This is a genomic window from Ruegeria sp. HKCCD7181 (assembly GCF_057221055.1).
The window spans coordinates 126,762-149,580 of sequence record NZ_JBWVBC010000001.1; the positions used below are offsets into that span (position 1 = coordinate 126,762).

Sequence of the window (22,819 nt, forward strand, 5' to 3'; positions counted from 1 at the left end):
CGAAGAAGGGACATCGAGATCCAGACTGGAACCGAAGAAATGCCATAAACCAATTGAGCCAAGAGCCGAGGGAAGAGTCAATCAAAACAGGTGTGTATATACGCGATTTCCGGCATGCGCTCGGCGCAATTCTGCGCAAGCCTATGAAATACGGAAATTTTCGCCCAGATAAACACGCCGCACGTTTTCGTTTTCGACCACTTCATCGGGGGTACCTGACATCAGAACCTGCCCATCGTGCAGGATATAGGCGCGATCCACAATTTCCAGCGTTTCCCGTACGTTATGGTCTGTGATCAGTACACCGATTCCACGCTTCTTCAAATCGGCAACCAAATGACGGATGTCACCCACGCTGATTGGATCAACGCCCGCAAATGGCTCGTCCAGCAGCAGATATTTCGGGTCAGCGGCCAGACAGCGGGCAATTTCCACCCGACGGCGTTCCCCTCCCGACAACGCGAGTGCCGGCGCGCGGCGCAGATGCTCGATCGAGAAATCCGACAACAGTTCTTCCAGCCGTTCCTTGCGGCGGTGAGCATGCTTGACGGTTATGTCCAGAACGGCTGCGATGTTGTCTTCTACGCTCATGCCGCGGAAGATCGACATTTCCTGCGGAAGATACCCGATCCCAAGGCGGGCCCGGCGATACATCGGCAGCGTCGTGACATTCTGACCGTCAATCGTGACAGTTCCCGCCTCAGGAAAGACCAGTCCCGCAACGGAGTAGAAAGTCGTCGTTTTGCCCGAACCGTTCGGCCCCAGCAAAGCCACGACTTCGGATCGATCCAACGTCATGGATACGTCCCGAATGACTGTTTTTTTCTTATAGGACTTGCGCAGCTTTTCGATCTTGAGACCGGAAGAGCCCTCGGCAATGGACAGGTTCGGCCGATTCATCAATTGCCACTCGGTTGCAAAATAGTTTTGACCCGACCCGTCATTGTAGCCGTGCCGTCGGTCAGATTCGCAACCATCTGATCGCCGCTGATAATGCTGGGGCCCTGCGTCAGCAAAACGTTGCCATTCATCCTGATCACACCGGAATCAATAGTATATTCCGCCCGGTCGCCTTCTGCCGCGTCAGGGGGGTTGACCAGAACCACATTCTCAGTCGCCTCGAGCCGCTGGATGGCCGAGCGTTCCTCATTGTAGATGACCATAACCCGCTCGGCTGTCAGACGCATCTCTCCCTGAATAACGATGACGCTGCCCAGAAACTCGGCCGTTCCGTCCTCTTGATTCACGTTCAGAGTTTCGGAGGTGACCTCGACAGGCAAAGTGGGGTCCGCCTTCACCGCCCCGAAAGCTACTTGCGCTTCCTGCGCCGATGCGGGAACGGCTGCACTTGCCAAAGCGATGCAAATTGAGGCTACACGTAAATCAAACACAGGTTATCTTTCAGCTTTCTGCGGCTCGTATATCAGCTTCACACCGTCTGTAAAAAGAATATGGACCGACCCGCCTTCTTTTTGTGTTCCGAAAACCATACGCCCGGCGGTGAAATCACCGATCGGACCGGTTCCATCGACCTGCCCGGGCGTGTCGCCACGGATTTCCTCCAGCGAGGTGTTTAGCAAATCCGTCGTTACGCGGATACCATCGGTTGTGGTTATCACCACATCTCCGACGAATGTCGCCGTTCCTTTGTCCGGGCGGATCAATCCCGAGTTGGAGTCCAGTGTGATGACGCCACCATTGCTCAATCCGAAACGCCCCCGAAATTCCGAAGCGGTCGGCGCGGAACCTTCACTGCCTTGTGTGGCGCGACGGGCCTCGACCTGCACCTCTTCGCCTTTGCTCGTTACCCCTTTGTAATTGGGACGTGTGACCGCCTGATTGGCTAGCCTCTCGTCGATCGCCTCGCGGGAAAACGGTACCGATACATTGGTTTCGATGCTGCGCGACAGAAGAAAAACTGTCGACAGCAGAATGATCGCCGTCAGCGGCAGCACCACCTTGAGGAACTGCACCCATCTGGAATGGCGATCCACGGCAGCCCCCTCAGCCCAACCCGACGCGCAGGCAGTCGTGAATGTGCAACAAGCCTTGCGCCCGTCCCAATTCATCTGCATCGGCGACGAACAGTGACGTGATCTTACGATCATTCATGATCGCCACAGCCTCTTCGGCCAGCGCACCCGGGGGGATGGTGGTTGGATTCTCGGTCATGACCTGTTCTGTGGTCTTTTCCAGCAAACCATCCATGTGACGCCGCAAGTCACCATCGGTGATGATTCCGACCAAATTCCCCTGCGCATCCGTGACCCCCGCCACGCCAAATCCTTTTTGGCTGATCTCGATCAGGGCATCGCTCATGGGCGTATGTGCTGCCACCAGGGGCAGTGCGGCACCAGAGTGCATCAGGTCTCGCACCGTGCTCAACCGCGCTCCCAGCTTGCCGCCGGGATGGAAGGCACGAAAATCCTCAGGCTGGAAATCGCGGTATTTCATCAGCGCAATCGCCAACGCATCGCCCATAGCCAGTGTCAGTGTGGTCGAGATCGAGGGCACCATGCCGAAACCACAAGCTTCGCCCATCGAAGGGATCAGCAGATGCACATCTGCTTGCTTCATCAGCGTACTTTCGGGCTTGCTGGACAGGCCGATCAATGGAATGCCGAAGCGACGAGTGAATGCCAGCAGATTGGCCAGTTCCGGCGCCTCGCCCGAGTTCGAGATGGCCAGCACCACATCGCCATTTGACACCATGCCCAAATCGCCATGGCTGGCTTCGGCCGGGTGCACGAAATAGGCCGGGGTTCCCGTGCTGGCCAGCGTAGCTGCAATCTTGTGCCCAATGTGACCGGATTTGCCGATGCCGCTGATGATGATGCGGCCAGTCGCCTGCAAGATCAATTGAACAGCTTCGGCAAAATTCTCATCGAGACTCTCGGCCAGAACGTCCAATGCTCGAGCTTCGTCGGTAACGACCTGCTTTGCGGTCTTCAGGAATGCTTCGGTATCAGTCATGAGTGCGCAAAAATATCCGTTTCTGGCCATCCGGCGAGGTCAAGCTTCGCACGCATCGGCAGGAAATCAAAACAGGCCTGTGCCATCTCAGTACGGCCTTCGCGGTCGAGACGGGCATTCAGCCCGTCGCGCAGACGGTGCAGGTAAAGGACGTCGGACGCGGCATAGTCCAGCTGCGCCTCAGTCAGAGCTTCGGCCCCCCAATCGCTCATCTGCTGCTGCTTCGAGATATCGACGCCCAGCAGTTCCTGACACAGGTTCTTCAACCCATGCCGGTCGGTGTAGGTGCGCACCAGGCGGCTGGCGATCTTGGTGCAATAAACCGGTGCCGCGAGAGCACCGAAAGCATGGTACATGGCGGCGATGTCGAAACGGCCAAAGTGGAACAGTTTCAGCACGTTGGGATTTTCCAGCATGGCACACAGGTTGGGCGCCGCTGTCTGCCCCTTTTCCACCTGAACGATATGGCTGTTGCCGTCGCCGCCCGACATCTGAATGACGCACAGGCGGTCCCGGTGCGGGTTGAGCCCCATGGTTTCACAATCAATGGCCACAACTGGGCCCAGATCCAGCCCGTCGGGCAGGTCGTTCTTGTACAAATGGTTCGCCACGGAAATTTCCTTTGTGCACTGTCGCCCCCGAGATAGGAGGTTTGTCGATCAAACTCAACGCCGTCCGGCCAAGGAACAGAGGCAGGTACCGTAATCTTGACAATAACCCCTAGGGGGGGATAGGGATATATATGGCTGAATACACTCATCAATCCCACCCGCAGGTCACCGCACGACTGAAACGGGCTCACGGGCACCTGGCCAAGGTTCTCGCGATGCTGGAAGATCACGCGCCCTGCGCAGATATCGCACAGCAACTTTTTGCGGTGGAAAAAGCCATCACCAATGCAAAACGCGTCCTGATTCACGATCACATTGACCATTGCCTGACCTCGGATTCCGTGGGCGAAGGCATTGAGAACTTCAAATCCATTACAAAGTACCTCTGACCAATGTTCCGCGTTCTCAAAAACCGGGTGTATCGACACCTTCTGGCCGCGCAGGTTGTAGCGCTGACCGGAACCGGACTGGCAACTGTCGCGCTCGGCCTGCTCGCCTATGATCTGGCAGGGGATGCCGCCGGTCTGGTGCTGGGCACAGCGCTGACCATCAAAATGGTGGCTTATGTTACCATCGCTCCGCTCGCCGCTGCCTTTGCCGAACAGTTGGATCGCCGCAGGATGTTGGTGGCTCTGGATCTGGTGCGTGCCGCGGTGGCCGTGTGCCTGCCATTCGTCACCGAGGTCTGGCAGGTTTACGTGCTGATTTTCGTACTGCAATCGGCATCAGCGGGATTCACACCCACCTTTCAGGCCACCATCCCCGACGTCCTGACGGACGAACGGGATTATACCAAAGCCCTGTCCCTGTCGCGTCTGGCCTATGATCTGGAAAGCCTGCTTAGCCCGATGCTGGCGGCGGCTTTGCTGTTGCTGGTCAGTTTCGACAGTTTGTTCTGGGGCACCAGCTTCGGGTTTGTTGCTTCGGCAGTTCTTGTCGTTTCAGTCGCGCTGCCTTCACCCAAACCGGGCAAGCGTCGCGGTATTTACGACCGGACGACAAGAGGCATACGCATCTACCTGAAAACGCCCCGGCTGCGCGGACTTCTTGCGCTTAGCTGGAGTGCGGCCGCGCTCAGTGCGATGGTCATCGTCAACACGGTGGTCATCGTCCGCAGCGATCTGGGCCTGTCCGAAAGCGCCGTAGCCATCGCGCTGGCCGGGTTTGGAGGGGGCTCAATGCTCGCCGCCTTCGCGCTACCGCCCCTGCTGGACCGGTTCGAGGATCGCAAAGTCATGATCGCCGGAGCCGCGTTGGGCACGGCCACAATGGCCAGCGCAGCATTATCGACAGCTATTGCGCCGCTGTCGCTTGGCCTTCTGACAGTGTTCTGGGCCTGTACCGGGTTCGGATATTCAGCGACGCTGACCCCTTCAGGCCGGTTGCTGACGCGATCGTCGCAACCCGAAGACCGACCCGCTCTCTTCGCCGCCCAGTTCACCTTGTCTCACGGATGCTGGTTGGTATTGTACCCTCTGGCCGGAGGGCTGATGACTGGCCTCGGCAGTACAGCAGCGCTGGCATGGATGACGACATGTTCGATCATGGGGCTGGTTGTGGCCCTTGTCATTTGGCCGCGCAATGATCATGGCCCGGTGGCACATGAACACCCTGAACTTCCACGGGATCACCCGCACATCGCGGGCGACGGATCGCACTCTCACCCGATCGTCATCGACGATCTGCACCCGCGGTTCCCGCACAAGCCTTGAGCCTGGTTCGCCAAACTGCTCTAACCGGTAGCAGATCCTGCCCGGAACGGAGCCTTCATGGACTCGCTTGACCGCCGCATCATTGTCGCCCTGCAACACAACGCACGAGCGTCGACCACGCATATCGCCGCCACGCTGGGCGTCGCGCGCACAACCGTTCACGAACGTATCAGCCGGATGGAAGAACGGGGGGTGATCGCCGGGTATTCCGTCGTGCTGGGCGAAACCGAGGACACGCCCCGAGTTCAGGTCGTTGTTCTGCTGGAAGTACAGCAAAAGGAAACCACCCGCATAATCAAACGGCTCGAGGCTTACCCCGAGGTCAAGCTGTGCCTGTCGATCAACGGTGAATTTGACCTTCTGCTATCCGCCGAAGCGCCCCGCATCGAGGATTTGGACATTTTGGTGGATGACCTTGCCCGGATACCCGGTATCTTACGAACCAACACGAGCGTGGTCTTTGGTCGCCGCATTGACCGAAACTGAGCCGACGATAACCCTCTGTAAACCGATGATTGGCTAGCTTGTCCCGGATTGATCAAAATCCCGGACCGGCAGAATGCCCAACCCAAAGACCTTGATGCTTCTTATGTTGGCGCAGTTTATTGCGCTACCGCAGGTATTGGCCAAACCTGCCCCCAATTCAGTCAGCATCTGCGATCAGGCCGCCAGACGCGCTGCACAATCCGAAGAAGTGCCGTTGGACGTGCTCCGGGCAATCACGCGCGTGGAAACCGGGCGTGTGCAAAAGGGTCAATTGGAACCTTGGCCGTGGGCTGTCAATGTCGCAGGCCAAGGGTATTGGTTCGAATCCGAGGCTGAGGCCAAGGCGCATGTGTTTGACGTTTTCAGATCAGGAACGCGCAGTTTCGATGTGGGCTGTTTCCAGATCAATTACCGCTGGCACGGCAAGGCGTTCCGCTCGATCGACTCAATGTTCGATCCAGATGAGAACGCAGGTTATGCCGCCCGGTTTCTAAAGCAGCTTCACTCAGAACTTGGCACATGGGCCGCCGCAGCCGGAGCTTATCATTCCCGATCGCCAAACCTGGCGAATGCTTATTCCGGACGTTTTCAAACGGTTCTGGCGCAGTTGAACGATGCGCCCCAGGCTCAAACCGCTCAGGTTGAGCACGATCCATTCAAATGGTCTGCGGCACCCCTGATCCCCTTGTGGCACGCCGAAACACGTCCAAGCTCGCTCGGCTCGCTGGTTCCCGCGACGGGATCTGGTTCTGCTTTCATCGCCTTCAATTAGGAGCCGCCAGTGCCCCGGATCGACATCCGCACCCTTTTCTCACCGACTGTCCTGCTTGCCATCGCGCTTATGACGGTCATCGTGATGATGATCCTGCCGATGCCCGCATGGGTTCTGGACGTGGGCTTGGCGGCCTCGTTCGCACTGGCGATCCTGATCTTCACGTTGACCTTGTTCATTGAAAGGCCATTAGATTTTTCCTCGTTCCCGACGATCCTGCTGGCCTCGCTGATGTTGCGCCTGTCGCTGAACGTATCTTCGACCAAGCTGATCATTGGCCAGGGGCACACGGGCACCAACGCAGCAGGCGACGTTATCGAAGGTTTTGCCCAGTTCGTCATGGGGGGCAGCATTTTCCTGGGTCTCGTCGTATTTGGCGTGCTGTTGATCGTGAATTTCATGGTAATCACCAAAGGCGCGGCCCGTATGGCCGAGGTTGGCGCACGATTTGCACTGGATGGGATGCCCGGCAAACAGCTGGCCATCGACAGCGACATGTCCGCCGGGGCTATCGATCACCAGCAAGCCAAGGAACGCCGAGAGCGCGAGCAGCAGGAGACCACTTTTTTCGGTTCACTCGACGGGGCGTCAAAATTCGTCAAAGGCGATGCCATTGCCGGGCTGCTAATCACCTTGCTGAATCTTGTTATGGGGCTTGTCATGGGCGTGATCGTCCACGGCATGCCTGTCACATCGGCATTTGAAACCTACGCGATTCTGACTGTAGGCGATGGACTGGTTTCGCAGATTCCCGCCGTGATAATCTCGATTGCGTCGGCCTTGTTGTTGGCACGCGGAGGCACGCAAGGCGCGACGGACAGCGCCATATTTTCGCAACTTGGGCGACATCCGGCGGCGTTGGGCACCGTTGCTGTTTTGATGGTGCTGTTCGCTTTGGTACCCGGCCTGCCCTTTTTGCCCTTCATTCTGGGTGCGACCGTTTTGGGGTACGCCTCTTACAGCGTTTACCGCACCCAAAAGGCGCAAGAACTGGCCGAACAAGCTCCGGCAAACGAAACCGATGGACCGGTATCGCAGGCCATCGGTGACATTCTGGATCTGGACGATGTGCATCTGGAATTTTCCCCCGATCTGGTCAGCATGGTGCTGGACCCCGGGACAGGTCTGGACGCGCGGATCACTAATATGCGCACCTATGTCGCGTCGAGCTTTGGATTAATCCTGCCAGAGATTCGCCTGACCGATCGCGCCGACCTTCCCACTGGCACATACGTGATCAAGGTTCAGGGCGTCGAACAGGCACGCGGCGTTCTAAGCGCCGATCTGGTTCTTGCACTGGTGCAGGACAGTAATGACCTGCTGCCCGACGGCAACGATGTGACCGAACCCGTTTACGGCGCCCCCGCCCGCTGGATTCTGCCCAAGGATCAGGAGGCCGCCGCATTGAACGGAGCCACCATCGTCACACCGCCCGAAATCCTGGCGACGCATTTGCTGGAAATTATCAAGCAGAATTTCTCACGTCTGCTGACGTTGAAATCCCTACGGCGTCTGTTGTCCGAGATGACGCGCCTCAGCGATCCGGTCCGGGCCGAGGCAAATCGTAAGTTGCTGGATGAATTGATCCCAGACAAGGTTCCAATCGACACGTTGCACGCCGTGCTGCGCTTGCTGCTGGATGAGAGGGTCTCAATCCGCAACATGGCTCTGATCCTTGAAGGTGTGGCCGAAGCGCGCCTGACCACGACCCAGCCCGAAGGTATCTGTGAACTGGTACGTCAGAGGCTGGGCTTTCAACTGGTTTCTGAAATGAAGCGCGAAGACGGGTCGATCCCATTGATCCAGCTGGCCCCGGAATGGGAGGACACCTTTTCCACCTACCAGATTGACACGCCCAACGCCGGCCTCGATGTCGCATTACCGCCGAACCTGTTCAACAAACTGGCCGATGGCGTCGTCAACAGCGTCGCGCAATCAGCCAATCACGGCTTGTTCCCGGCCGTTGTGACCTCAACCCGGCGGCGCAGGTTGCTGCGCACGATCATGCACGCGCGCGGAGTGTCTAATCCGGTGCTGTCTTTCGAGGAAATCGGGCTCGAGGCGAGGCCTGCGCTGGTCGGAATGGTGCCTGCATGATTGCTCTGCCGCCTGAACTTTTGGATCAGCTATCGGCCAGTCTTTGGCATGTCTTCGCCGTTTTCCTGCGGGTTTCCGCGTTGGTTTCAGTCTTACCCGCCTTTGGTGAGCGCAGCATCCCGGTAAGGGTGAAACTTGGCATCGCGGTGGCCTTCACCCTGATCGTGACCCCCGCTGCGCCCTCGCCGCCCGTCGCTCCGGACCTTGTCGCGATGGCCGGTTTAGTCGGCACCGAAGTTCTGATCGGCCTGGCCTTGGGAATGGGTTTGCGCCTGTTCGTTCTTGCGCTGCAGACAGCGGGTTCTATTGCGGCACAAGCTACATCTCTGTCTCAGCTTCTGGGCGGGGCAGCAGCAGATCCTGTTCCTGCAATGGGGTATCTGCTGACGCTGGCGGGGCTAGCCTTGGCCGCACTGTTGGGCCTGCACATCCGTGCAGCCCAGTTCTTGGTCAACAGCTACATCCTGTTCCCGGTCGGCGCAGTTCCTGCTGCACCTGATCTATCGCCTTGGGGCGTCTTGCAGGTCGCGCGGAGTTTTGGTCTGGCCTTCGCTCTGGCAACGCCATTTGTCATCGCCTCGCTGATCTACAATCTGGCGCTGGGTGTGATCAACCGGGCCATGCCGCAGCTCATGGTTGCTTTTGTCGGTGCCCCGGCCATTACCTTTGCAGGCCTATTCCTTCTTTTTGCCGGTACTCCCCTCATCCTGTCAGTTTGGTCCGATGCGTTGTTCGCTTTTCTCCATAACCCGCTGGGTAGGAACTGATGAGCGGACAGGATGATGACAGCGACAAGTCCTTTGAGCCGACCCCGCAGAAGCTGCAAAAGGCCCGCCAAAAGGGTGAGGTGGCAAAATCCAACGATCTTTCCGTGGTCGCCGCTTATTCCGGATTGTTGATTGCCTTTCTGGTGGCGGGAAGCTTTTCAGTTGAACACCTGGGGTCAGTATTTGTGGTTCTAATCGAACAACCCGAGCAGTTTTCAGATCTGCTGACTACCGGACCGGCTTTCGTCCCTGTCGGTGGGTTGTTGCAATCAACCCTTGTGCCAGTTTCTCTGCTGTTTGCTGTCCCGGCTGCAGCCGTACTGCTGAGCCTGATTGCCCAACGGGCGCTTGTCTTTGCACCTGACAAGCTGAAACCGCGTTCGTCAAGAATTTCGATCCCGTCGAATGCCAAGAACAAGTTTGGCCGGGGCGGTCTGTTCGAATTTACCAAGAGCTTCGTAAAGCTGGTGATCTACGGCATTTGCCTGACACTGTTTCTACGCTCGAATCTGACCGAGATTCTTGCTGCCAGCGCCGCACCGGCCCGGTCTTCGATCCTGCTGATGATGAACCTGCTGTTTCGCTTCCTGTTTATCGTGATCACGATCGCACTGACGATCGGCGTTGTGGATTACCTGTGGCAGCACGCTGAACATCTGCGCAAGAACAGGATGTCGCGCAAGGAGATTCAGGACGAAACCAAGGACTCGGAGGGCGACCCGCACGTTAAACAACAACGCCGTCAGCGGGCGCAGGATATCGCAACCAACCAAATGATGGCCGATGTTCCTAAGGCTGATGTCATCATAGTTAACCCGACTCACTATGCGGTTGCCCTGAAGTGGTCGCGCGACACCGGTACCGCACCCGTCTGTGTCGCAAAGGGTGTGGACGAAGTTGCGACCGCCATCCGAACCGCCGCTGGGGAATCTGGTGTTCCTGTTCATTCCGACCCGCCAACCGCCCGAGCACTGCACGCCACCGTCGACATCGGCCAGGAGATCGCCGAAGAACACTATCGTCCCGTGGCCGCCGCCATTCGGTTTGCCGAAGCGATGCGAAAACGGGCAAAAGGGCAAGTTGGATGAAAAGCGCCCGCATATCTGATCTTGCTGCAGTGACCGAGGCAGTCTTCCAGAAAGAATTCCAGCAACTACGCCCGCTTTTGCAACAAGAGGCTAGTGTGCAACAACAATTGGCACGCCTGGACGCACAGCTTTCTCAAGTACGCTCGGACAGCATTCAGACCGAGGGATATTACATCACAGGCAGTGACATGCTTTGGCATAGCTGGGAATCTGAAATGCGCCGCCAGTTGAACACGGAACTTGCACGGTTACGATCGCAAAAGCTGTCAGCAATCGAAAACCTGCGCAAGGCATTTGGTCGAAAACAGGCCGTCGAAAGGCTGTCGCAGCAGGCAAAAAATGAGAAACGGCGCAAACAAAAAAGAGCACAATTGAGCCAGGTCTTCGACTAGAACGCCCTGGCATATGAAACTGGCCGGGAAAGGTTGCTCTAGGTGTCCTGCCTGGCAACGCTCATGATCAGGACGCGCGAAACATCTTCACCCAGATTTATCCGGGCCACCTCCAACAAGGCTTTTCGCAGGGTAGTCAGATTGTCAGACCGGGTGAATGCCCCATCAAATCCCCCAGTATTGGCATGATCGAAAAGCACCTGCAGGAAGCCGTCCCTCAGTTTCGGCTCAATGTCGTAAAACGATTCCTCAATTCCCGGTTTCACTTCGAGGCTTAGGGCCATAGTTACAAGCGCCGAGATTTCGTCATCCCCTACGACCGGAACCACGAATTGCTTTGTCAGTTTCAAGTACTCAAACTCGGAGTGGTTTTCATCTTTTCCCGCTGGCTTTAGTTTGGCTGACTTGTCTTCTTTCGGCGCGGCTTCGGCGGCAGCTTCGCTGGCTTTGTCCTTGCCTTGGTCCGATGGCGCCAGCGCAACCCCTGCGCCAACACCAGCCGCCAGACCGACGATCAGATAGATAAATGGTAAGAGCGTTTTGATCACGTCGGCACCTCAGAACGGTAGCAGCGAATCGAGGATCTGCTGGCCATACCGCGGCTGTTGCACATCCGTTATTTGCCCCCGGCCACCATAGGACACCCGCGCCGAAGCGATCTTGTCATAGGTGATCTCATTCTGGCGCGAGATATCTTGAGGTCGCACATATCCGGAAACAAGCAGCTCTCGCAGTTCGAAGTTCACCCGCAATTCCTGTGTGCCAGAGATTGACAGAACACCATTGGGCAATACGTCGATAACTGTCGCAGCCACTCGCAGCGTCAGTTTCTCTTTGCGTTTGACCGACCCCTTTCCCTTGCTGGACGATTCAGAGTCGATTGAGACCGCGTCATCCAGAGATGCACCTGTTGGCAGTCGGTCCGCCGCGCGTTGCGGCAAACCGAACAGGCTGGGCACAGCAAGGCTTTCCGATCCGACCCGCGAACGATTTGTGTCATTCGAAAATTCTGCTTTTTCGTCCAGCTCGATTACAACGGTCAGAATATCCCCTTTTTTTATTGCTCGTTGATCACCAAGCAGCGAATGCTGCCCCCCACTCCATAGTGAAGACTGATCAACCGACCGTTGCGGTTGAGTGTGCAGCGGTAGTCCCGGCCAAAGCATCGCCACATGTTCCGGGGATTCCGTATTGGGCGTAAGGCTAGGTGGTTTACCCAGATGGTCCACACGCCCGCAAGCGGACGCGAAAAGCATGCACAAAAGTAGGAGAGCGGGAATTTTTAACATCACTGAACCTCGATATGACCGTCGGCCCGGATAAAGCCCGTTACTGTGGTGCGCGACGACAGGTTCATCACGCGAATCCGCTCGCCGGCCGCACCCCGCCCAAGGGCGCGCCCTTCTGTCGAGATGGACAGCAAAGCGTGGTCAAAAACCAGCGTCACCAGATCGTTACGGTTGACGATTGCGGGTGGACCGAAATCCGCGGCACGGATGGGGCGCCCCGGATAGAGCGCGACGCGCGCCTCCTGCCCGATCAGGTCAGAGGCCCTCGTAATGGCCCCCACGGCATCTATGGCTTTGGTTTCGAGGTCCTCGGCCATGATCACCTCTTTGGCGCGGATGGTCCGGGTCGGAACCAAAATCTCGGCCAATGCGTCCAAAGGAGAAAGTGCCAGAAACAGAATCAGCCCTCTCATCAGCGCACCTGTGTCGTTGCGCCCATCATCTGATCAACAGCAGAGATGACTTTGGCATTCATTTCGTAGCCGCGCTGGGCCTCGATCAGTTCGGTAACTTCGCGCACAGCATCGACCGAGCTATCCTCCAGATAGCCTTGCCGAATGGTGCCCAACCCGTCCTCACCCGGCGTGCCAATCACAGGTGCGCCCGAGGCTTCTGTCTCTTTGAACAAGTTGCTGCCGATAGCTTCGAGCCCTTTGGCATTCGAAAAGTTCGCAAGCGTCAACTCCCCCAGCAACTGACCTTCTGCGGTGTCGTCGAAATAGGCATAGACTTCACCTGTGGCGTTTATCGAGATTGATCGGGCGTCGTCGGGGATGGTGATCTCCGGCGCCACGGCGAACCCGTCTGAGGTTACAATCAACCCTTCGGCGGATCTTTTCAAACTACCGTCGCGGGTAAATCCAGACTGGCCGTTCGGCAGAGCCACCTCAAGATATCCACGCCCTTCGATGGCAATGTCGAGATCACTGCCCGTGGCAGACAGGGCGCCCTGCGAAAGCTGTACTGTCACGGCCGCGGGGCGAACCCCAAGGCCCAGCTGAATTCCAGTCGGCAGAACCGTACCGTCCGAAGCGTTCACCGTCCCGGCGCGCGCCATTTGCTGGTAATGCAGATCGGCGAACTCGGCCCTACGGGCATTGAAACCCGTGGTGTTCATGTTCGCGAGATTGTTTGAGATCGTCTCGACCCGCATTTGCTGGGCAGTCATACCTGTGGCAGCAATCTTCAAAGCGCGCATAGTGAAATCTCCTTGTACAAATCAACGCATCAGGGCCTTGAGCGCCTCGCGAACCCGTTCATCTTCGGTTTCCAGAAAGCTCTGCCCAAGCTCATATGCGCGTTGAATTTCGACCAACCGGGCGACTTGCTCGATGGCATTCACGTTCGACCCTTCCAGAAAGCGGTGCAGAATGACCGGATCTTCGACCGGCTCCACATCGCCCGCGGGGCGGAAGCGTGTATTGCCTTCGCGTACCAGTTCATTGGGTTCGGCAACCTGGTAGACGCCAATTTGACCCAATAGCTGTCCATCCACGCTGAGCGTGCCGTCGCTGCCAACATCGACCGTGGCTGCATCTGGCGGGACAAAAACTGGTGCACCATTGCTGTCCAGCACGCGCGCGCCATCCAATGCCACCAAATCCCCGTCAGCATTGGGCGAGAAGCTGCCTGCGCGGGTCAGGCGGTTGCCAGATGGCGTTTCGACCATGAAAAACCCATCACCTTCGATGGCAAAGTCGAATTGCCCTCCGGTTTCGGTAAGCAATCCTTGGAGCATAGACGTATTGCGCACTTCGGCTCGACTCATGGACAGGGATGGGTTGCCCGGCATGTCCTTAACGAACTCGGAAAACACCACCCCCTGCTCGCGGTAGCCGGTGGTGTTGGCGTTGGCGATGTTATTGGCCACTTGCCGCATTTCATTCATCAAACCGGACTGGCGGGACAGAGTGACATAGGTGGTGTCCATCAGCGGCCTCCTGCGATCAAAGGGATGAGGGTTTTGGTAAAGAACGTCACCAGCGTCTGGGTCATGAATCCCATCGAAATCCAGAAAACGATGACAATGGCGATCAGTTTAGGAACGAAGGTCAGTGTCATTTCCTGCACCGAGGTCAGTGCCTGAAACAGACCCACAGCAAGGCCCGAGATCAGGGCTACAGCCAGGATCGGGACCGAGGTGATCACCGCGACCCATAAGGCCTGGCGCACGATGTCATAGAAAAGACCTTCGCTTAGCATGGCTTAGACCGGCATCCGCAGGATTTCCTGGTAAGCTTCAACCACCTTGTTGCGGACGATAACAGCGGTTTCCACGGCCAGTTCGGTCTGCGCCAACGCCTGCACCAGCGCGTGCGGATCGGCCTGCCCGACCATCGAGGATTGCGCCACCTGTTCGCTGTGTTTCAGCGTTGTGGCGAAATCCTGAAACGAGGATCGCAACCCTTGCGCCATCCCTTGCTGATCGGGATTGGCCTGTGTTGCAGGGCGCGCAACAGCGTAATTCTGCGCTGCGGTCAACGATCGGATATCCATTCTGGCTTTCCTCTATTTGCGAAGTAAATCCATCAGACTCGACGACATCTGTCGGGTCTGGTCGAACATTTTCAGATTGGCCTCGTAACTGCGTTGCGCCTCGCGCGCGTCGGCGATCTCGATCATCAGATCGACATTCGAACCATGAAAGTATCCTGTTCCATCAGCCATGGGATGGCTCGGGTCGTAGATGCGCGTCAGATCACGCCGGTCCAGCTTGACCCTCCCCGCCTGCACCGTTGTGCCGCCGCTCCGCTCGACTGCTTCAAACGGCACAGTCTTTCGCCGGTAGCCCGGCGTATCAGCGTTTGAAATATTCTCGGAAACATGGCGCAATCGGGTCGCTTGCGCGCGCAGAGCACTGGCCGAGGCAGACAGGGAATGGGAAAAGTCACTCATCTCAATCCCTCCTTACGCGCGGCCAAGGCTGGTGCGCAGGATTCCGATGGAAGAGCGATAGATGGCCAGAGCCCGGTCATGCTGCCGTTTGACTTCAACCGCTTTCAGCATCTCTTCTTCCAGCGAAACACCGTTGCCATTGGGATCGCCGGACGAATTGGCCACATGTTCGGCCCAAGGCTGCGCACCCGTGCTGCCGTGTAGATGACCCGGGCGCGTGGCGACCATCTCGGCCTCACGCCCGGCCTTGTCGAAAGCTGTCTGAAAAGCCTCGATATCCCACGGCTGATAGCCCGGTGTATCCGCATTGGCCATGTTTCGCGCGATGACCGCTTGCCGTTGCCCGGCATGGGTTGCCATTGCGTACGCTGTCTTAAAGACGTTCAGGTCAGAGAACATCGGGGCTTCTCCCTCGATCAATTTCAATCAAGGCTTAACCCCGATTCCTTTAGAAAGCGTTTTCAGAACCAAGTTGGAGACCTGCGATGTCCGATTTCGATCCGATACTTCTGAAATGCGAATTCGACAGGATGACTGCTGTGCGCAATATGGGCCGCGTTGCGGGGGTGGCGCACGGGGTTATCGAAATCGACGGTCTGTCCGACAGGGCTAAGATCGGGGATCACCTTATTTTGCGCCGTCGCAAAGGCCCGGACATCATCGGCGAAGTGCTGCGTGTCGATTCTGACAGGATGCACATGCTGCCAGGGTCCGCGCCAAACGGCGTTTCGCTAGGCGACCCGGTAGTGCTTGAACCTGTAGCTGCGTTTGCGCCCGGGATGCATTGGCTGGGGCGAGTTGTTGACCCGTTCGGCCAGCCGCTGGACGGCAAACCTCTGATCGGCGGTAAGCATGAAGTTGATCTGACGCGCACCCCTCCGCCTGCCGTTGCACGCAAACCGCTGGGTGAGCGTATGGAAACCGGGCTGGCCGTTCTCAACACCATGTTGCCAATTGTTCGCGGTCAGCGCATCGGCCTGTTCGCTGGCTCCGGTGTGGGGAAATCCACTTTGCTCGCCACCTTGGCCAGAGCGATGCAGGCAGATGCGGTCGTTGTCGCGCTGGTGGGTGAACGAGGGCGAGAAGTAAACGAATTCGTCGACACCGCCCTTGGGCCCGATGGCATGAAACGGTCTGTTGTCGTTGCCGCTACTTCGGACCAGTCGGCGCTGGCGCGTCGGCGTTGCGCCTGGTCAGCCATGTCAGTGGCAGAGTATCTGCGGGATCAGGGTCTGAACGTTTTATTTCTGGCCGATTCAGTGACACGCTTCGCTGAAGCGCATCGTGAAATTGCTACCGCGATGGGCGAAGCGCCTTCTTTGCGTGGGTACCCTCCATCCGTGACGACGCTGATCGCAAATCTTTGCGAACGCGCCGGACCTGGGACTTCCGAACAGGGGGACATCACTGCGGTATTCAGCGTTCTGGTGGCCGGGTCGGACATGGATGAACCGATCGCGGACATCCTCCGCGGTGTTCTGGATGGCCATATCGTTTTGAGCCGGGACATCGCCGAACGCGGACGCTTTCCGGCGATTGACCTCAGCCGATCAGTTTCGCGCAGCTTGCCGGGCGCAGCGTCTGAAGAGCAAAACCGGATTATATCGGAAACCCGCAAACTGGTCGGCAGCTATGAACAGTCCGAGGTTATGATCAAAGCCGGGCTTTACGCCGAAGGCACTGACCCGCTGCTGGATCAGGCCGTGCGGGTCCATGAGGAACTGGACGCATTTTTCGGCAAACAGGAAACAGACGGGATTGAGAACAGTTTCAACCACCTGTCTCTGATTCTGCGCCGCGCCAGCGCCGGGTTGCCCAGATGAAGGAAAACCGAGACAGTTTTAAGTGTTAAGTCCACCTTAAGATCTGCCCTGTTACCCCGGTAGACGGGTGATAAGAAGGTGGTGGAGATGGGTGCGCAATCCAATGCGGCGCCAATCATCATCAAGAAGAAGCGTGTAACGGGTGGCGCTGGACATCACGGTGGCGCGTGGAAAGTCGCGTATGCTGACTTTGTTACGGCCATGATGGCTTTCTTCATGTTGATGTGGCTGCTGAATGCAACAACAGAAAAGCAACGAAAAGGGTTGGCGGATTACTTCTCGCCCACGATTCCGGTGAACCCAGTTTCGGGTGGCGGCGACGGTGCCTTTGGCGGCAACAACATGTTTTCCGAAAAAACGCTGGTAATGGACGGATCAGGTGCAACCAAACGCAACCCGACCAGGGCCAAAGAAGCACGCGGTTCGACCGGTGTGGATGCCGAGGGCGGTGACGACCAAGTGTCCGAAGAATTCTCATCGCTCGAGGCGCACCTGCTGGGCCGTACCGGTGAAAGTGTTGTTTCAGAAAAACTGCTGAAGCACATCATTACGCGCGTAACAGACGAGGGGTTGGTGGTCGAGATGTTCGATACTGAAGACCAGCCGCTTTTCGAATCAAGATCCGACAAGCCGACGGACATGATGCGGGCACTGGCGCTGCTAGTGACCCGGTCTTCGGATCTCGTGACCAATGATGTCGCAGTGGAGGGGCATGTTCGATCTGAACCGCTGGTCCTGGCCAAAAACCCCTCGTGGGATTTATCGACGTCGCGCGCTCAGGTCGTGCGACAGATACTGCAAAACAAAGGAATGGTAGGTTCGCGGTTTGATCGCGTGGCTGGCCATGCGGACCGCGAATTGGTGACCGAAAATCCGATGGCAGCGCGCAACAACCGGATCGAAGTCATCTTCCTTCGAAGCCCCTGATCCAAAACGATAGGACGCATTTTACCTGTTAGCGCGCTGTTAAGGCCCGGCGCGTTACCTGTTGCAATAACGATATACGCAACAGAAGGGCGTGCTGATGACCATATCCTCTTCGCTGAATGCCGGTGTGGCGGCGTTGAAGGCCAATGCCAACAGGCTTGCAACCATTTCAGACAACATCGCCAATTCTTCGACATTTGGGTACAAGCGGGTTGAGACTGACTTTCATTCGATGGTCACCTCGGGCCAAGGCGGCAGCTATTCCGCAGGGGGTGTCAGAACCACCAGTCAGCGCCTGATCGATCAGCGCGGGTCTTTGGTGACCACGAATAATTCCACCGATCTGGCCGTTCGTGGGCGCGGCATGTTGCCAGTGCGGCCCAGCTCGCAGATCGGAACCGGTTCGAATGAAATGCAACTGACGACCACCGGCTCATTCCGCACAAATGAAGAAGGTTATCTGGTGACAGAATCCGGGCTGGTGCTGCTGGGCTGGCCCGCGGCAGCTGATGGATCGATTCCCAGTGTGCCGCGCGACACGCCCGCTGCATTGGTGCCTGTCCAATTAAGCGTCAATCAGCTCTCGGGTTCCCCTACAACCGCAATGAACCTAAGAATGAACTTGCCTGCCACAGCGACCGAAGCGGGTGCCCCCGGCGATGTTCAGCCTTTGTCGGTGGAGTATTTTGACAATCTCGGCAAATCGGAAAGCGTGGATATTGAATTAACACCAACGGTCCCGGCAACCGGGTCAAGCAATGAATGGACACTAACCTTGCGGGATTCGGCCTCGAGCGGGGCCGTGATTGGGGAATACACTCTTACTTTTACCGACAGCCGGACAGCGGGCGGAACACTGGCCAGCGTCACTGCCGTTTCCGGCGGCGCATATGATCCGGTTACCGGCGGCTTTGTCGTAAACGTTGCAGGCGGGCCGGTGGAAATCAACATTGGCCAGATTGGTGATACGGATGGCATTACACAGCTGTCTGATACCTTCGCCCCTGTTTCGATTACCCGCGACGGTTCGGCCGTTGGAACAATGACCAGCGTTCAGGTCGACGAAAAAGGATATGTTTACGCCTTCTACGATACCGGCGTCAGTCGTCGCATGTTCCAGATTCCGCTGGCGGATGTGCCGAACCCCAACGGCCTGACGGCGTTGGACAGCCAGACATATGCCCCATCCCGGGAAAGCGGAACGTTCTTCCTTTGGGATGCTGGTGAAGGTCCAACAGGTGATCTGATCTCTTTCGCGCGCGAGGAATCGACCACCGATGTCGCCACCGAACTCACGTCGATGATCCAGACGCAGCGGGCCTACTCCTCTAGCGCCAAAGTGATCCAGACCGTCGACGAAATGTTGCAGGAAACCACCAATATCAAACGCTGATCCCGTGTTTGACCGGCGGAAAGGAACTGATCCATGAACATGTCGACGGCATTGAACAACGCGCTGGGCGGGTTAAGCGCAGCCAGTCGCGGCGCGGCGGTTGTTTCGGGAAACATCGCCAACGCGTTGACCCCGGGCTATGCGCGCCGCTCGCTGGAATTGGCGACCAGCCCTATTTCCGGCAACGGTGTTCGGGTAGTCGGAATAACTCGCCACCAGGACCCCGTACTTCTTGCCAACCGCCGCGCGACGGATGCGGATATGGCCAACACCTCGACCCTATCAGAGTTTCATGCAGGTTTTGAAAGACTGGTTGGTTCCACAACGGACCCAACCTCGATCGCCGCCCGCTTTGCAAGCTTTGAAAGCAGCTTGATTACAGCGGCCAGTCTGCCGGATTCCACCATACGTCTGGATCAGGTCGCGGGCGCAGGCAATGAGTTGTCGAGTGCGCTTAATGCAGCCTCTGAGGGATTGCGGCAAATGCGGTCTGATGCGGACAGAACGATCAGAAACCAGGTCGAAACGCTGAATCAGACTCTCAGGGATATCGAGGCACTGAACGCAAGAATTCCAGCTGTGCGAAATTCGGGAGGGGACATCGGCGCATTGCTGGATCAGCGGCAGGTCCTGATCGATCAGGTGAATGAGCTTGTTCCCGTCAACGTCGTCTCTCGCGAAAATGACCGGGTTTCACTTTATTCTGACGGAGGCCTCATCCTGCTGGAAGGAAGCGCCGTCGAGTTTTCGTTTTCAACGACCGGTGAAACCAAGCCTCATATGACGGTAAGCAACGGGCTACTGTCCGGCCTCGAGGTCAACGGGCAACCGGTCAGAGTCAGTGGAGATTATGCTCAGATCCGGGGGGGGGCCCTTGTTGCACAGTTCGAAATCCGCGATGAACTGGCGGTTGAGGCGCAGACAAATCTGGATGCCGTTGCCCGTGATCTGATCGAACGGTTTGAAACGCCGGGGTTGGATCCTACCCTTACCGCCGCGGATCCAGGGCTTTTCACCGATGACGGGAACAGGTTCAACGCGGCCACATTGACTGGCCTCGCATCCCGGATTGAACTTAATGCCGCCGTGAGTCCGGACGCGGGCGGCGCAAGTTGGAAACTGCGTGCAGGGCTGGGCGCCGCTTCACCGGGAGACCCGGGTGACGCCACTCAACTGCAAGCGTTTGGGGCGGCACTCGACACTGGACGCGCGGTGACTGGAGCAAGCTTTGGAACCGGCAACATGCGCGCGGCTGAAATCGCCGAAGCGTTACTGTCGAAAGCGGGTACAGATGCACACGCCGCCAACCAACGCATGTCCTTTGCCGCCAGTGCTCAGCTTGAAATGGAAAAAATCGTTGCCGAGCAGGGTGTTGACAGCGATCAGGAATTGCAACGCATGATGCAGATCGAGCAGGCATATGCAGCCAACGCGAGGATAGTCGCGGTCGTCGATGAATTGATGGACACTTTGCTGAGGCTCTGATCATGACACTGAATTCAATTGGCGATCTGGCGCGAGGTCTGACCCTGAGGTCGCGCAGCACCGAGATCAAATCCCAGATCGAAACCCTGTCATATGAAATGTCCACCGGTCAGGTACAGGATGTCTCGGGCCGGTTGGGCGGTGACTATTCGCATTTGCTCGATCTGGATCACGGGCTGGCCCGGCTGGACGCTTATGGCGTCGCGACAGCCGAGGCGCGTCTGTTCACGGATGCGATGCAGCTTAGCCTGACAACATTCAGCGATTCCGTTGGTGATTTATCCGCCTCACTGCTGGCATTTGGGACGGCGAACCAGACGGTAACACATGAACAGGCCTCGGTTCAGGCCCGAAATGAGCTGGATACGATGGTCTCTGCCCTCAACACACGAGTTGGCGGACGCAGCTTGTATGCGGGAACGGCGACGGATATGTCGCCCTTGCCGTCAGCTGATACACTGCTGAACGCTTTGCAAACCGAATTGGCAGGGCTGACAACAGCCGCGGACATCCGACAAGCCGCTGAAGACTGGTTCAATGATCCTACCGGGTTTGACGCCGTCATCTATCAAGGGGCCGCGACGTCGCTGGCCCCGATGCAAATCTCCGACAACGAAAGGATCGACGTCCCGATCATGGCAACGGATCCTGCCTTCAAGGCGGCCCTGCGCGATGTCGCCGTCGCAGCACTTGTATCAGACAGCGCGCTCAATCTGGCGCCAGCCCAGAGGACTGCGTTGTTCACACAGTTGGGTGTAGATTTGGCGAGCACACAGGACGAAGCCGTGAAACTGCGAGCGCAAGTGGGCGCGGCAGAGGCCCGTGTTGAACAGGCTGCCGCGCGAAATGCTGCGGCGCAAACCAGTGCGGAATACGCACGCGGCGCGCTGATCGCCGCAGACCCATATGAAACCGCTGCCCGATTGCAAACAGTGCAGTTTCAGTTGGAAAGCCTGTATTCCGTGACTGTTCGCAACGCCAACCTTTCACTGGTAAATTTCCTGAGATGAGAGTTCTTCTGTTCCTTTTGGTGTTGTTGCCCAGCCTGGCTAACGCCGGTGCGATCCGGTTGAAAGATCTTGTGGATTTCGACGGGGTGCGCGGCAACGACCTTGTGGGATACGGCTTGGTTGTTGGGCTGAACGGTACTGGTGACGGGTTACGCAACTCTCCTTTCACCGAAGAGATTATGTCGAATATTCTGGAACGCCTGGGCGTCAACGTGAACGGAGAGGATTTTCGCCCCAAAAATGTTGCGGCCGTTCTTGTCACCGCGGCTCTGCCGCCTTTTTCCCGGGTCGGCAGCCAGATCGACATAACGGTATCCGCCATCGGAGACAGTAAAAGCCTGTTGGGCGGGACTCTGGTCATGACGCCCTTGAACGCAGCCGACGGTCAGATCTACGCTGTAGCTCAGGGTACAGTTCTGGCCGGTGGCGCGGTGGCCGAGGGCGAAGCAGCCTCGGTTACGCGTGGCGTTCCTACGTCGGGTGTGGTTCCTTCTGGCGCGCGTGTGGAACGGGAAATAGACTTTGAATTATCCTCCCTCGCACAAATTAGACTGGCGCTGCGGGAACCTGATTTCACGACAGCGGGTCGGATCGAAGCTGCGATAAACACAGAATTCAACCGCGCTGTCGCAATTATGCGGGATTCCGGCACAGTCGAGCTGAACATCGCAGCGACGCAGGCCATATCACCCGCTCATGCCATCGGGCGCATCGAAAACATTCTGGTTCAGCCAGAAAGCAAGGCCAGAGTCGTGGTTGACCAAAGGTCTGGTACGATTGTTATGGGGCAGGACGTTCGGATTTCGCGCGTGGCCGTTTCGCAGGGCAACCTGACTCTGACCGTCGAAGAAGCTCCGATTGCCGTACAGCCAAATCCCTTTGCCCGTGGCGAAACCGTCGTTGTTCCACGCACGATCGCAGGCATTGAGGAGGAAGAGGGCACCGGGCTGGCTGAAATCCCTGAAGCGACCACTCTGTCAGAGGTGGTGGCCGGATTGAACGCCCTTGGGGTGTCGCCCCGCGACATGATCGACATTCTGAAAACGATCAAGGCCGCCGGGGCGCTTCATGCCGAGTTCGTTGTCCGATAGGCGCTCTG

At 57.5% G+C, this 22,819-nt stretch carries 28 protein-coding genes; 14 read left to right on the plus strand and 14 right to left on the minus strand.

From position 1 onward, the window contains the following. Positions 1-141: 141 nt before the first annotated feature. Genes lptB through AC2TCY_RS00655 form a run of 5 tightly spaced genes read right to left on the minus strand, consistent with a single transcriptional unit; the run spans position 142 to position 3,584 of the window. Positions 142-900 carry an LPS export ABC transporter ATP-binding protein gene (gene lptB / locus AC2TCY_RS00635; protein WP_480844787.1) on the minus strand — a complete coding sequence of 253 codons (759 nt, stop codon included), beginning with the start codon at positions 898-900 and terminating at the stop codon, positions 142-144. Next, complete coding sequence (locus AC2TCY_RS00640) at positions 900-1,391, minus strand: LptA/OstA family protein (protein WP_480844789.1); 492 nt, start codon at positions 1,389-1,391, stop codon at positions 900-902. Before AC2TCY_RS00640 ends, lptB begins: the two co-directional genes overlap by 1 nt. A gap of 3 nt (positions 1,392-1,394) precedes the next feature. Further along, complete coding sequence (locus tag AC2TCY_RS00645) at positions 1,395-1,994, minus strand: LPS export ABC transporter periplasmic protein LptC (RefSeq protein WP_480844791.1); 600 nt, start codon at positions 1,992-1,994, stop codon at positions 1,395-1,397. 10 nt (positions 1,995-2,004) lie between these two features. Then, positions 2,005-2,973 carry a KpsF/GutQ family sugar-phosphate isomerase gene (locus AC2TCY_RS00650; RefSeq protein ID WP_480844793.1) on the minus strand — a complete coding sequence of 323 codons (969 nt, stop codon included), beginning with the start codon at positions 2,971-2,973 and terminating at the stop codon, positions 2,005-2,007. Beyond that, positions 2,970-3,584, minus strand: a complete 615-nt coding sequence (locus AC2TCY_RS00655) for a ribonuclease D (RefSeq protein WP_480844795.1) — start codon at positions 3,582-3,584, stop codon at positions 2,970-2,972. The genes AC2TCY_RS00650 and AC2TCY_RS00655 overlap by 4 nt, the downstream gene beginning before the upstream one ends. A 131-nt stretch (positions 3,585-3,715) precedes the next feature. Here AC2TCY_RS00655 and AC2TCY_RS00660 point away from each other — a divergent pair, with 131 nt between their 5' ends. From AC2TCY_RS00660 to AC2TCY_RS00695, 8 genes are all read left to right on the plus strand, one after another. Next, positions 3,716-3,973 carry a metal-sensing transcriptional repressor gene (locus AC2TCY_RS00660; RefSeq protein ID WP_480844796.1) on the plus strand — a complete coding sequence of 86 codons (258 nt, stop codon included), beginning with the start codon at positions 3,716-3,718 and terminating at the stop codon, positions 3,971-3,973. Between the two features lie 3 nt (positions 3,974-3,976). Continuing rightward, entirely contained in the window at positions 3,977-5,296 is a 1,320-nt protein-coding gene (locus AC2TCY_RS00665) for an MFS transporter (protein ID WP_480844798.1), read from the plus strand. 57 nt (positions 5,297-5,353) lie between these two features. Then, entirely contained in the window at positions 5,354-5,782 is a 429-nt protein-coding gene (locus AC2TCY_RS00670) for an Lrp/AsnC family transcriptional regulator (RefSeq protein ID WP_480844800.1), read from the plus strand. Positions 5,783-5,855: 73 nt separating this feature from the next. Further along, positions 5,856-6,554, plus strand: a complete 699-nt coding sequence (locus AC2TCY_RS00675; RefSeq protein WP_480844802.1) for a transglycosylase SLT domain-containing protein — start codon at positions 5,856-5,858, stop codon at positions 6,552-6,554. 9 nt (positions 6,555-6,563) lie between these two features. After that, positions 6,564-8,651, plus strand: coding sequence for a flagellar biosynthesis protein FlhA (gene flhA, locus AC2TCY_RS00680; protein ID WP_480844804.1), 2,088 nt, complete (start codon positions 6,564-6,566; stop codon positions 8,649-8,651). After that, on the plus strand, positions 8,648-9,418 hold the full coding sequence (locus AC2TCY_RS00685) for a flagellar biosynthetic protein FliR (protein ID WP_480844806.1): 771 nt from the start codon (positions 8,648-8,650) through the stop codon (positions 9,416-9,418). The genes flhA and AC2TCY_RS00685 overlap by 4 nt, the downstream gene beginning before the upstream one ends. Further along, the gene (gene flhB, locus AC2TCY_RS00690) at positions 9,418-10,506 is read left to right on the plus strand and encodes a flagellar type III secretion system protein FlhB (RefSeq protein ID WP_480844808.1); all 1,089 of its coding nucleotides are present in this window, start codon (positions 9,418-9,420) and stop codon (positions 10,504-10,506) included. The genes AC2TCY_RS00685 and flhB overlap by 1 nt, the downstream gene beginning before the upstream one ends. Then, the gene (locus AC2TCY_RS00695) at positions 10,503-10,898 is read left to right on the plus strand and encodes a hypothetical protein (protein ID WP_480844809.1); all 396 of its coding nucleotides are present in this window, start codon (positions 10,503-10,505) and stop codon (positions 10,896-10,898) included. The genes flhB and AC2TCY_RS00695 overlap by 4 nt, the downstream gene beginning before the upstream one ends. A gap of 38 nt (positions 10,899-10,936) precedes the next feature. On the opposite strand, the gene AC2TCY_RS00700 is transcribed toward AC2TCY_RS00695, so the two are convergent. From AC2TCY_RS00700 to AC2TCY_RS00740, 9 genes are read right to left on the minus strand one after another with little or no spacing between them, the layout of a single operon-like run. Next, entirely contained in the window at positions 10,937-11,446 is a 510-nt protein-coding gene (locus AC2TCY_RS00700; protein ID WP_480844811.1) for a flagellar basal body-associated protein FliL, read from the minus strand. Between the two features lie 9 nt (positions 11,447-11,455). Then, complete coding sequence (gene flgH, locus AC2TCY_RS00705; protein ID WP_480844813.1) at positions 11,456-12,187, minus strand: flagellar basal body L-ring protein FlgH; 732 nt, start codon at positions 12,185-12,187, stop codon at positions 11,456-11,458. Continuing rightward, positions 12,187-12,600 carry a flagellar basal body P-ring formation chaperone FlgA gene (flgA, locus tag AC2TCY_RS00710; RefSeq protein WP_480844814.1) on the minus strand — a complete coding sequence of 138 codons (414 nt, stop codon included), beginning with the start codon at positions 12,598-12,600 and terminating at the stop codon, positions 12,187-12,189. Before flgA ends, flgH begins: the two co-directional genes overlap by 1 nt. Further along, positions 12,600-13,385 (minus strand): flagellar basal-body rod protein FlgG, encoded by a 786-nt coding sequence (gene flgG, locus AC2TCY_RS00715; RefSeq protein ID WP_480844815.1) that lies wholly within the window; start codon positions 13,383-13,385, stop codon positions 12,600-12,602. The genes flgA and flgG overlap by 1 nt, the downstream gene beginning before the upstream one ends. A gap of 21 nt (positions 13,386-13,406) precedes the next feature. Continuing rightward, positions 13,407-14,117 carry a flagellar hook-basal body complex protein gene (locus tag AC2TCY_RS00720; protein WP_480844817.1) on the minus strand — a complete coding sequence of 237 codons (711 nt, stop codon included), beginning with the start codon at positions 14,115-14,117 and terminating at the stop codon, positions 13,407-13,409. Beyond that, complete coding sequence (locus tag AC2TCY_RS00725) at positions 14,117-14,389, minus strand: flagellar biosynthetic protein FliQ (RefSeq protein WP_480844818.1); 273 nt, start codon at positions 14,387-14,389, stop codon at positions 14,117-14,119. Before AC2TCY_RS00725 ends, AC2TCY_RS00720 begins: the two co-directional genes overlap by 1 nt. A 3-nt stretch (positions 14,390-14,392) precedes the next feature. Next, complete coding sequence (fliE, locus tag AC2TCY_RS00730) at positions 14,393-14,683, minus strand: flagellar hook-basal body complex protein FliE (protein WP_480844819.1); 291 nt, start codon at positions 14,681-14,683, stop codon at positions 14,393-14,395. A gap of 12 nt (positions 14,684-14,695) precedes the next feature. After that, the gene (flgC, locus tag AC2TCY_RS00735) at positions 14,696-15,082 is read right to left on the minus strand and encodes a flagellar basal body rod protein FlgC (RefSeq protein ID WP_480844820.1); all 387 of its coding nucleotides are present in this window, start codon (positions 15,080-15,082) and stop codon (positions 14,696-14,698) included. A 12-nt stretch (positions 15,083-15,094) separates the two neighbouring features. Then, positions 15,095-15,481 (minus strand): FlgB family protein, encoded by a 387-nt coding sequence (locus AC2TCY_RS00740; protein ID WP_480844822.1) that lies wholly within the window; start codon positions 15,479-15,481, stop codon positions 15,095-15,097. A gap of 86 nt (positions 15,482-15,567) precedes the next feature. On the opposite strand from AC2TCY_RS00740, the gene AC2TCY_RS00745 reads away from it, so the two are divergent. From AC2TCY_RS00745 to AC2TCY_RS00770, 6 genes are all read left to right on the plus strand, one after another. After that, entirely contained in the window at positions 15,568-16,905 is a 1,338-nt protein-coding gene (locus tag AC2TCY_RS00745; RefSeq protein WP_480844823.1) for a FliI/YscN family ATPase, read from the plus strand. Between the two features lie 87 nt (positions 16,906-16,992). Beyond that, on the plus strand, positions 16,993-17,832 hold the full coding sequence (locus tag AC2TCY_RS00750; protein WP_480844824.1) for a flagellar motor protein MotB: 840 nt from the start codon (positions 16,993-16,995) through the stop codon (positions 17,830-17,832). 97 nt (positions 17,833-17,929) lie between these two features. After that, positions 17,930-19,225 (plus strand): flagellar hook protein FlgE, encoded by a 1,296-nt coding sequence (locus AC2TCY_RS00755; protein WP_480844826.1) that lies wholly within the window; start codon positions 17,930-17,932, stop codon positions 19,223-19,225. Positions 19,226-19,258: 33 nt separating this feature from the next. Next, complete coding sequence (gene flgK / locus AC2TCY_RS00760; protein WP_480844828.1) at positions 19,259-20,710, plus strand: flagellar hook-associated protein FlgK; 1,452 nt, start codon at positions 19,259-19,261, stop codon at positions 20,708-20,710. A 2-nt stretch (positions 20,711-20,712) separates the two neighbouring features. Beyond that, positions 20,713-21,720 carry a flagellin gene (locus AC2TCY_RS00765; protein WP_480844829.1) on the plus strand — a complete coding sequence of 336 codons (1,008 nt, stop codon included), beginning with the start codon at positions 20,713-20,715 and terminating at the stop codon, positions 21,718-21,720. Next, a complete protein-coding gene (locus AC2TCY_RS00770) occupies positions 21,717-22,811 on the plus strand; it encodes a flagellar basal body P-ring protein FlgI (protein ID WP_480844830.1) in 1,095 nt (364 codons plus the stop codon). The genes AC2TCY_RS00765 and AC2TCY_RS00770 overlap by 4 nt, the downstream gene beginning before the upstream one ends. Positions 22,812-22,819 lie beyond the last annotated feature (8 nt).

Excerpts from the sequence above, each read along its gene's own strand:
- lptB (WP_480844787.1), bottom strand. The coding sequence starts at position 900 with ATGAATCGGCCGAACCTGTCCATTGCCGAGGGCTCTTCCGGTCTCAAG.
- AC2TCY_RS00660 (WP_480844796.1), top strand. The coding sequence starts at position 3,716 with ATGGCTGAATACACTCATCAATCCCACCCGCAGGTCACCGCACGACTG.
- flhB (WP_480844808.1), top strand. The coding sequence starts at position 9,418 with ATGAGCGGACAGGATGATGACAGCGACAAGTCCTTTGAGCCGACCCCG.
- AC2TCY_RS00770 (WP_480844830.1), top strand. The coding sequence starts at position 21,717 with ATGAGAGTTCTTCTGTTCCTTTTGGTGTTGTTGCCCAGCCTGGCTAAC.
- AC2TCY_RS00670 (WP_480844800.1), top strand. The coding sequence starts at position 5,354 with ATGGACTCGCTTGACCGCCGCATCATTGTCGCCCTGCAACACAACGCA.
- AC2TCY_RS00675 (WP_480844802.1), top strand. The coding sequence starts at position 5,856 with ATGCCCAACCCAAAGACCTTGATGCTTCTTATGTTGGCGCAGTTTATT.
- fliE (WP_480844819.1), bottom strand. The coding sequence starts at position 14,683 with ATGGATATCCGATCGTTGACCGCAGCGCAGAATTACGCTGTTGCGCGC.
- flgH (WP_480844813.1), bottom strand. The coding sequence starts at position 12,187 with ATGTTAAAAATTCCCGCTCTCCTACTTTTGTGCATGCTTTTCGCGTCC.
- AC2TCY_RS00745 (WP_480844823.1), top strand. The coding sequence starts at position 15,568 with ATGTCCGATTTCGATCCGATACTTCTGAAATGCGAATTCGACAGGATG.
- AC2TCY_RS00665 (WP_480844798.1), top strand. The coding sequence starts at position 3,977 with ATGTTCCGCGTTCTCAAAAACCGGGTGTATCGACACCTTCTGGCCGCG.
- AC2TCY_RS00695 (WP_480844809.1), top strand. The coding sequence starts at position 10,503 with ATGAAAAGCGCCCGCATATCTGATCTTGCTGCAGTGACCGAGGCAGTC.
- flgA (WP_480844814.1), bottom strand. The coding sequence starts at position 12,600 with ATGAGAGGGCTGATTCTGTTTCTGGCACTTTCTCCTTTGGACGCATTG.
- AC2TCY_RS00720 (WP_480844817.1), bottom strand. The coding sequence starts at position 14,117 with ATGGACACCACCTATGTCACTCTGTCCCGCCAGTCCGGTTTGATGAAT.
- AC2TCY_RS00755 (WP_480844826.1), top strand. The coding sequence starts at position 17,930 with ATGACCATATCCTCTTCGCTGAATGCCGGTGTGGCGGCGTTGAAGGCC.
- AC2TCY_RS00750 (WP_480844824.1), top strand. The coding sequence starts at position 16,993 with ATGGGTGCGCAATCCAATGCGGCGCCAATCATCATCAAGAAGAAGCGT.
- AC2TCY_RS00765 (WP_480844829.1), top strand. The coding sequence starts at position 20,713 with ATGACACTGAATTCAATTGGCGATCTGGCGCGAGGTCTGACCCTGAGG.
- flgC (WP_480844820.1), bottom strand. The coding sequence starts at position 15,082 with ATGAGTGACTTTTCCCATTCCCTGTCTGCCTCGGCCAGTGCTCTGCGC.
- AC2TCY_RS00650 (WP_480844793.1), bottom strand. The coding sequence starts at position 2,973 with ATGACTGATACCGAAGCATTCCTGAAGACCGCAAAGCAGGTCGTTACC.
- AC2TCY_RS00740 (WP_480844822.1), bottom strand. The coding sequence starts at position 15,481 with ATGTTCTCTGACCTGAACGTCTTTAAGACAGCGTACGCAATGGCAACC.
- flgG (WP_480844815.1), bottom strand. The coding sequence starts at position 13,385 with ATGCGCGCTTTGAAGATTGCTGCCACAGGTATGACTGCCCAGCAAATG.
- AC2TCY_RS00725 (WP_480844818.1), bottom strand. The coding sequence starts at position 14,389 with ATGCTAAGCGAAGGTCTTTTCTATGACATCGTGCGCCAGGCCTTATGG.
- AC2TCY_RS00685 (WP_480844806.1), top strand. The coding sequence starts at position 8,648 with ATGATTGCTCTGCCGCCTGAACTTTTGGATCAGCTATCGGCCAGTCTT.
- flgK (WP_480844828.1), top strand. The coding sequence starts at position 19,259 with ATGAACATGTCGACGGCATTGAACAACGCGCTGGGCGGGTTAAGCGCA.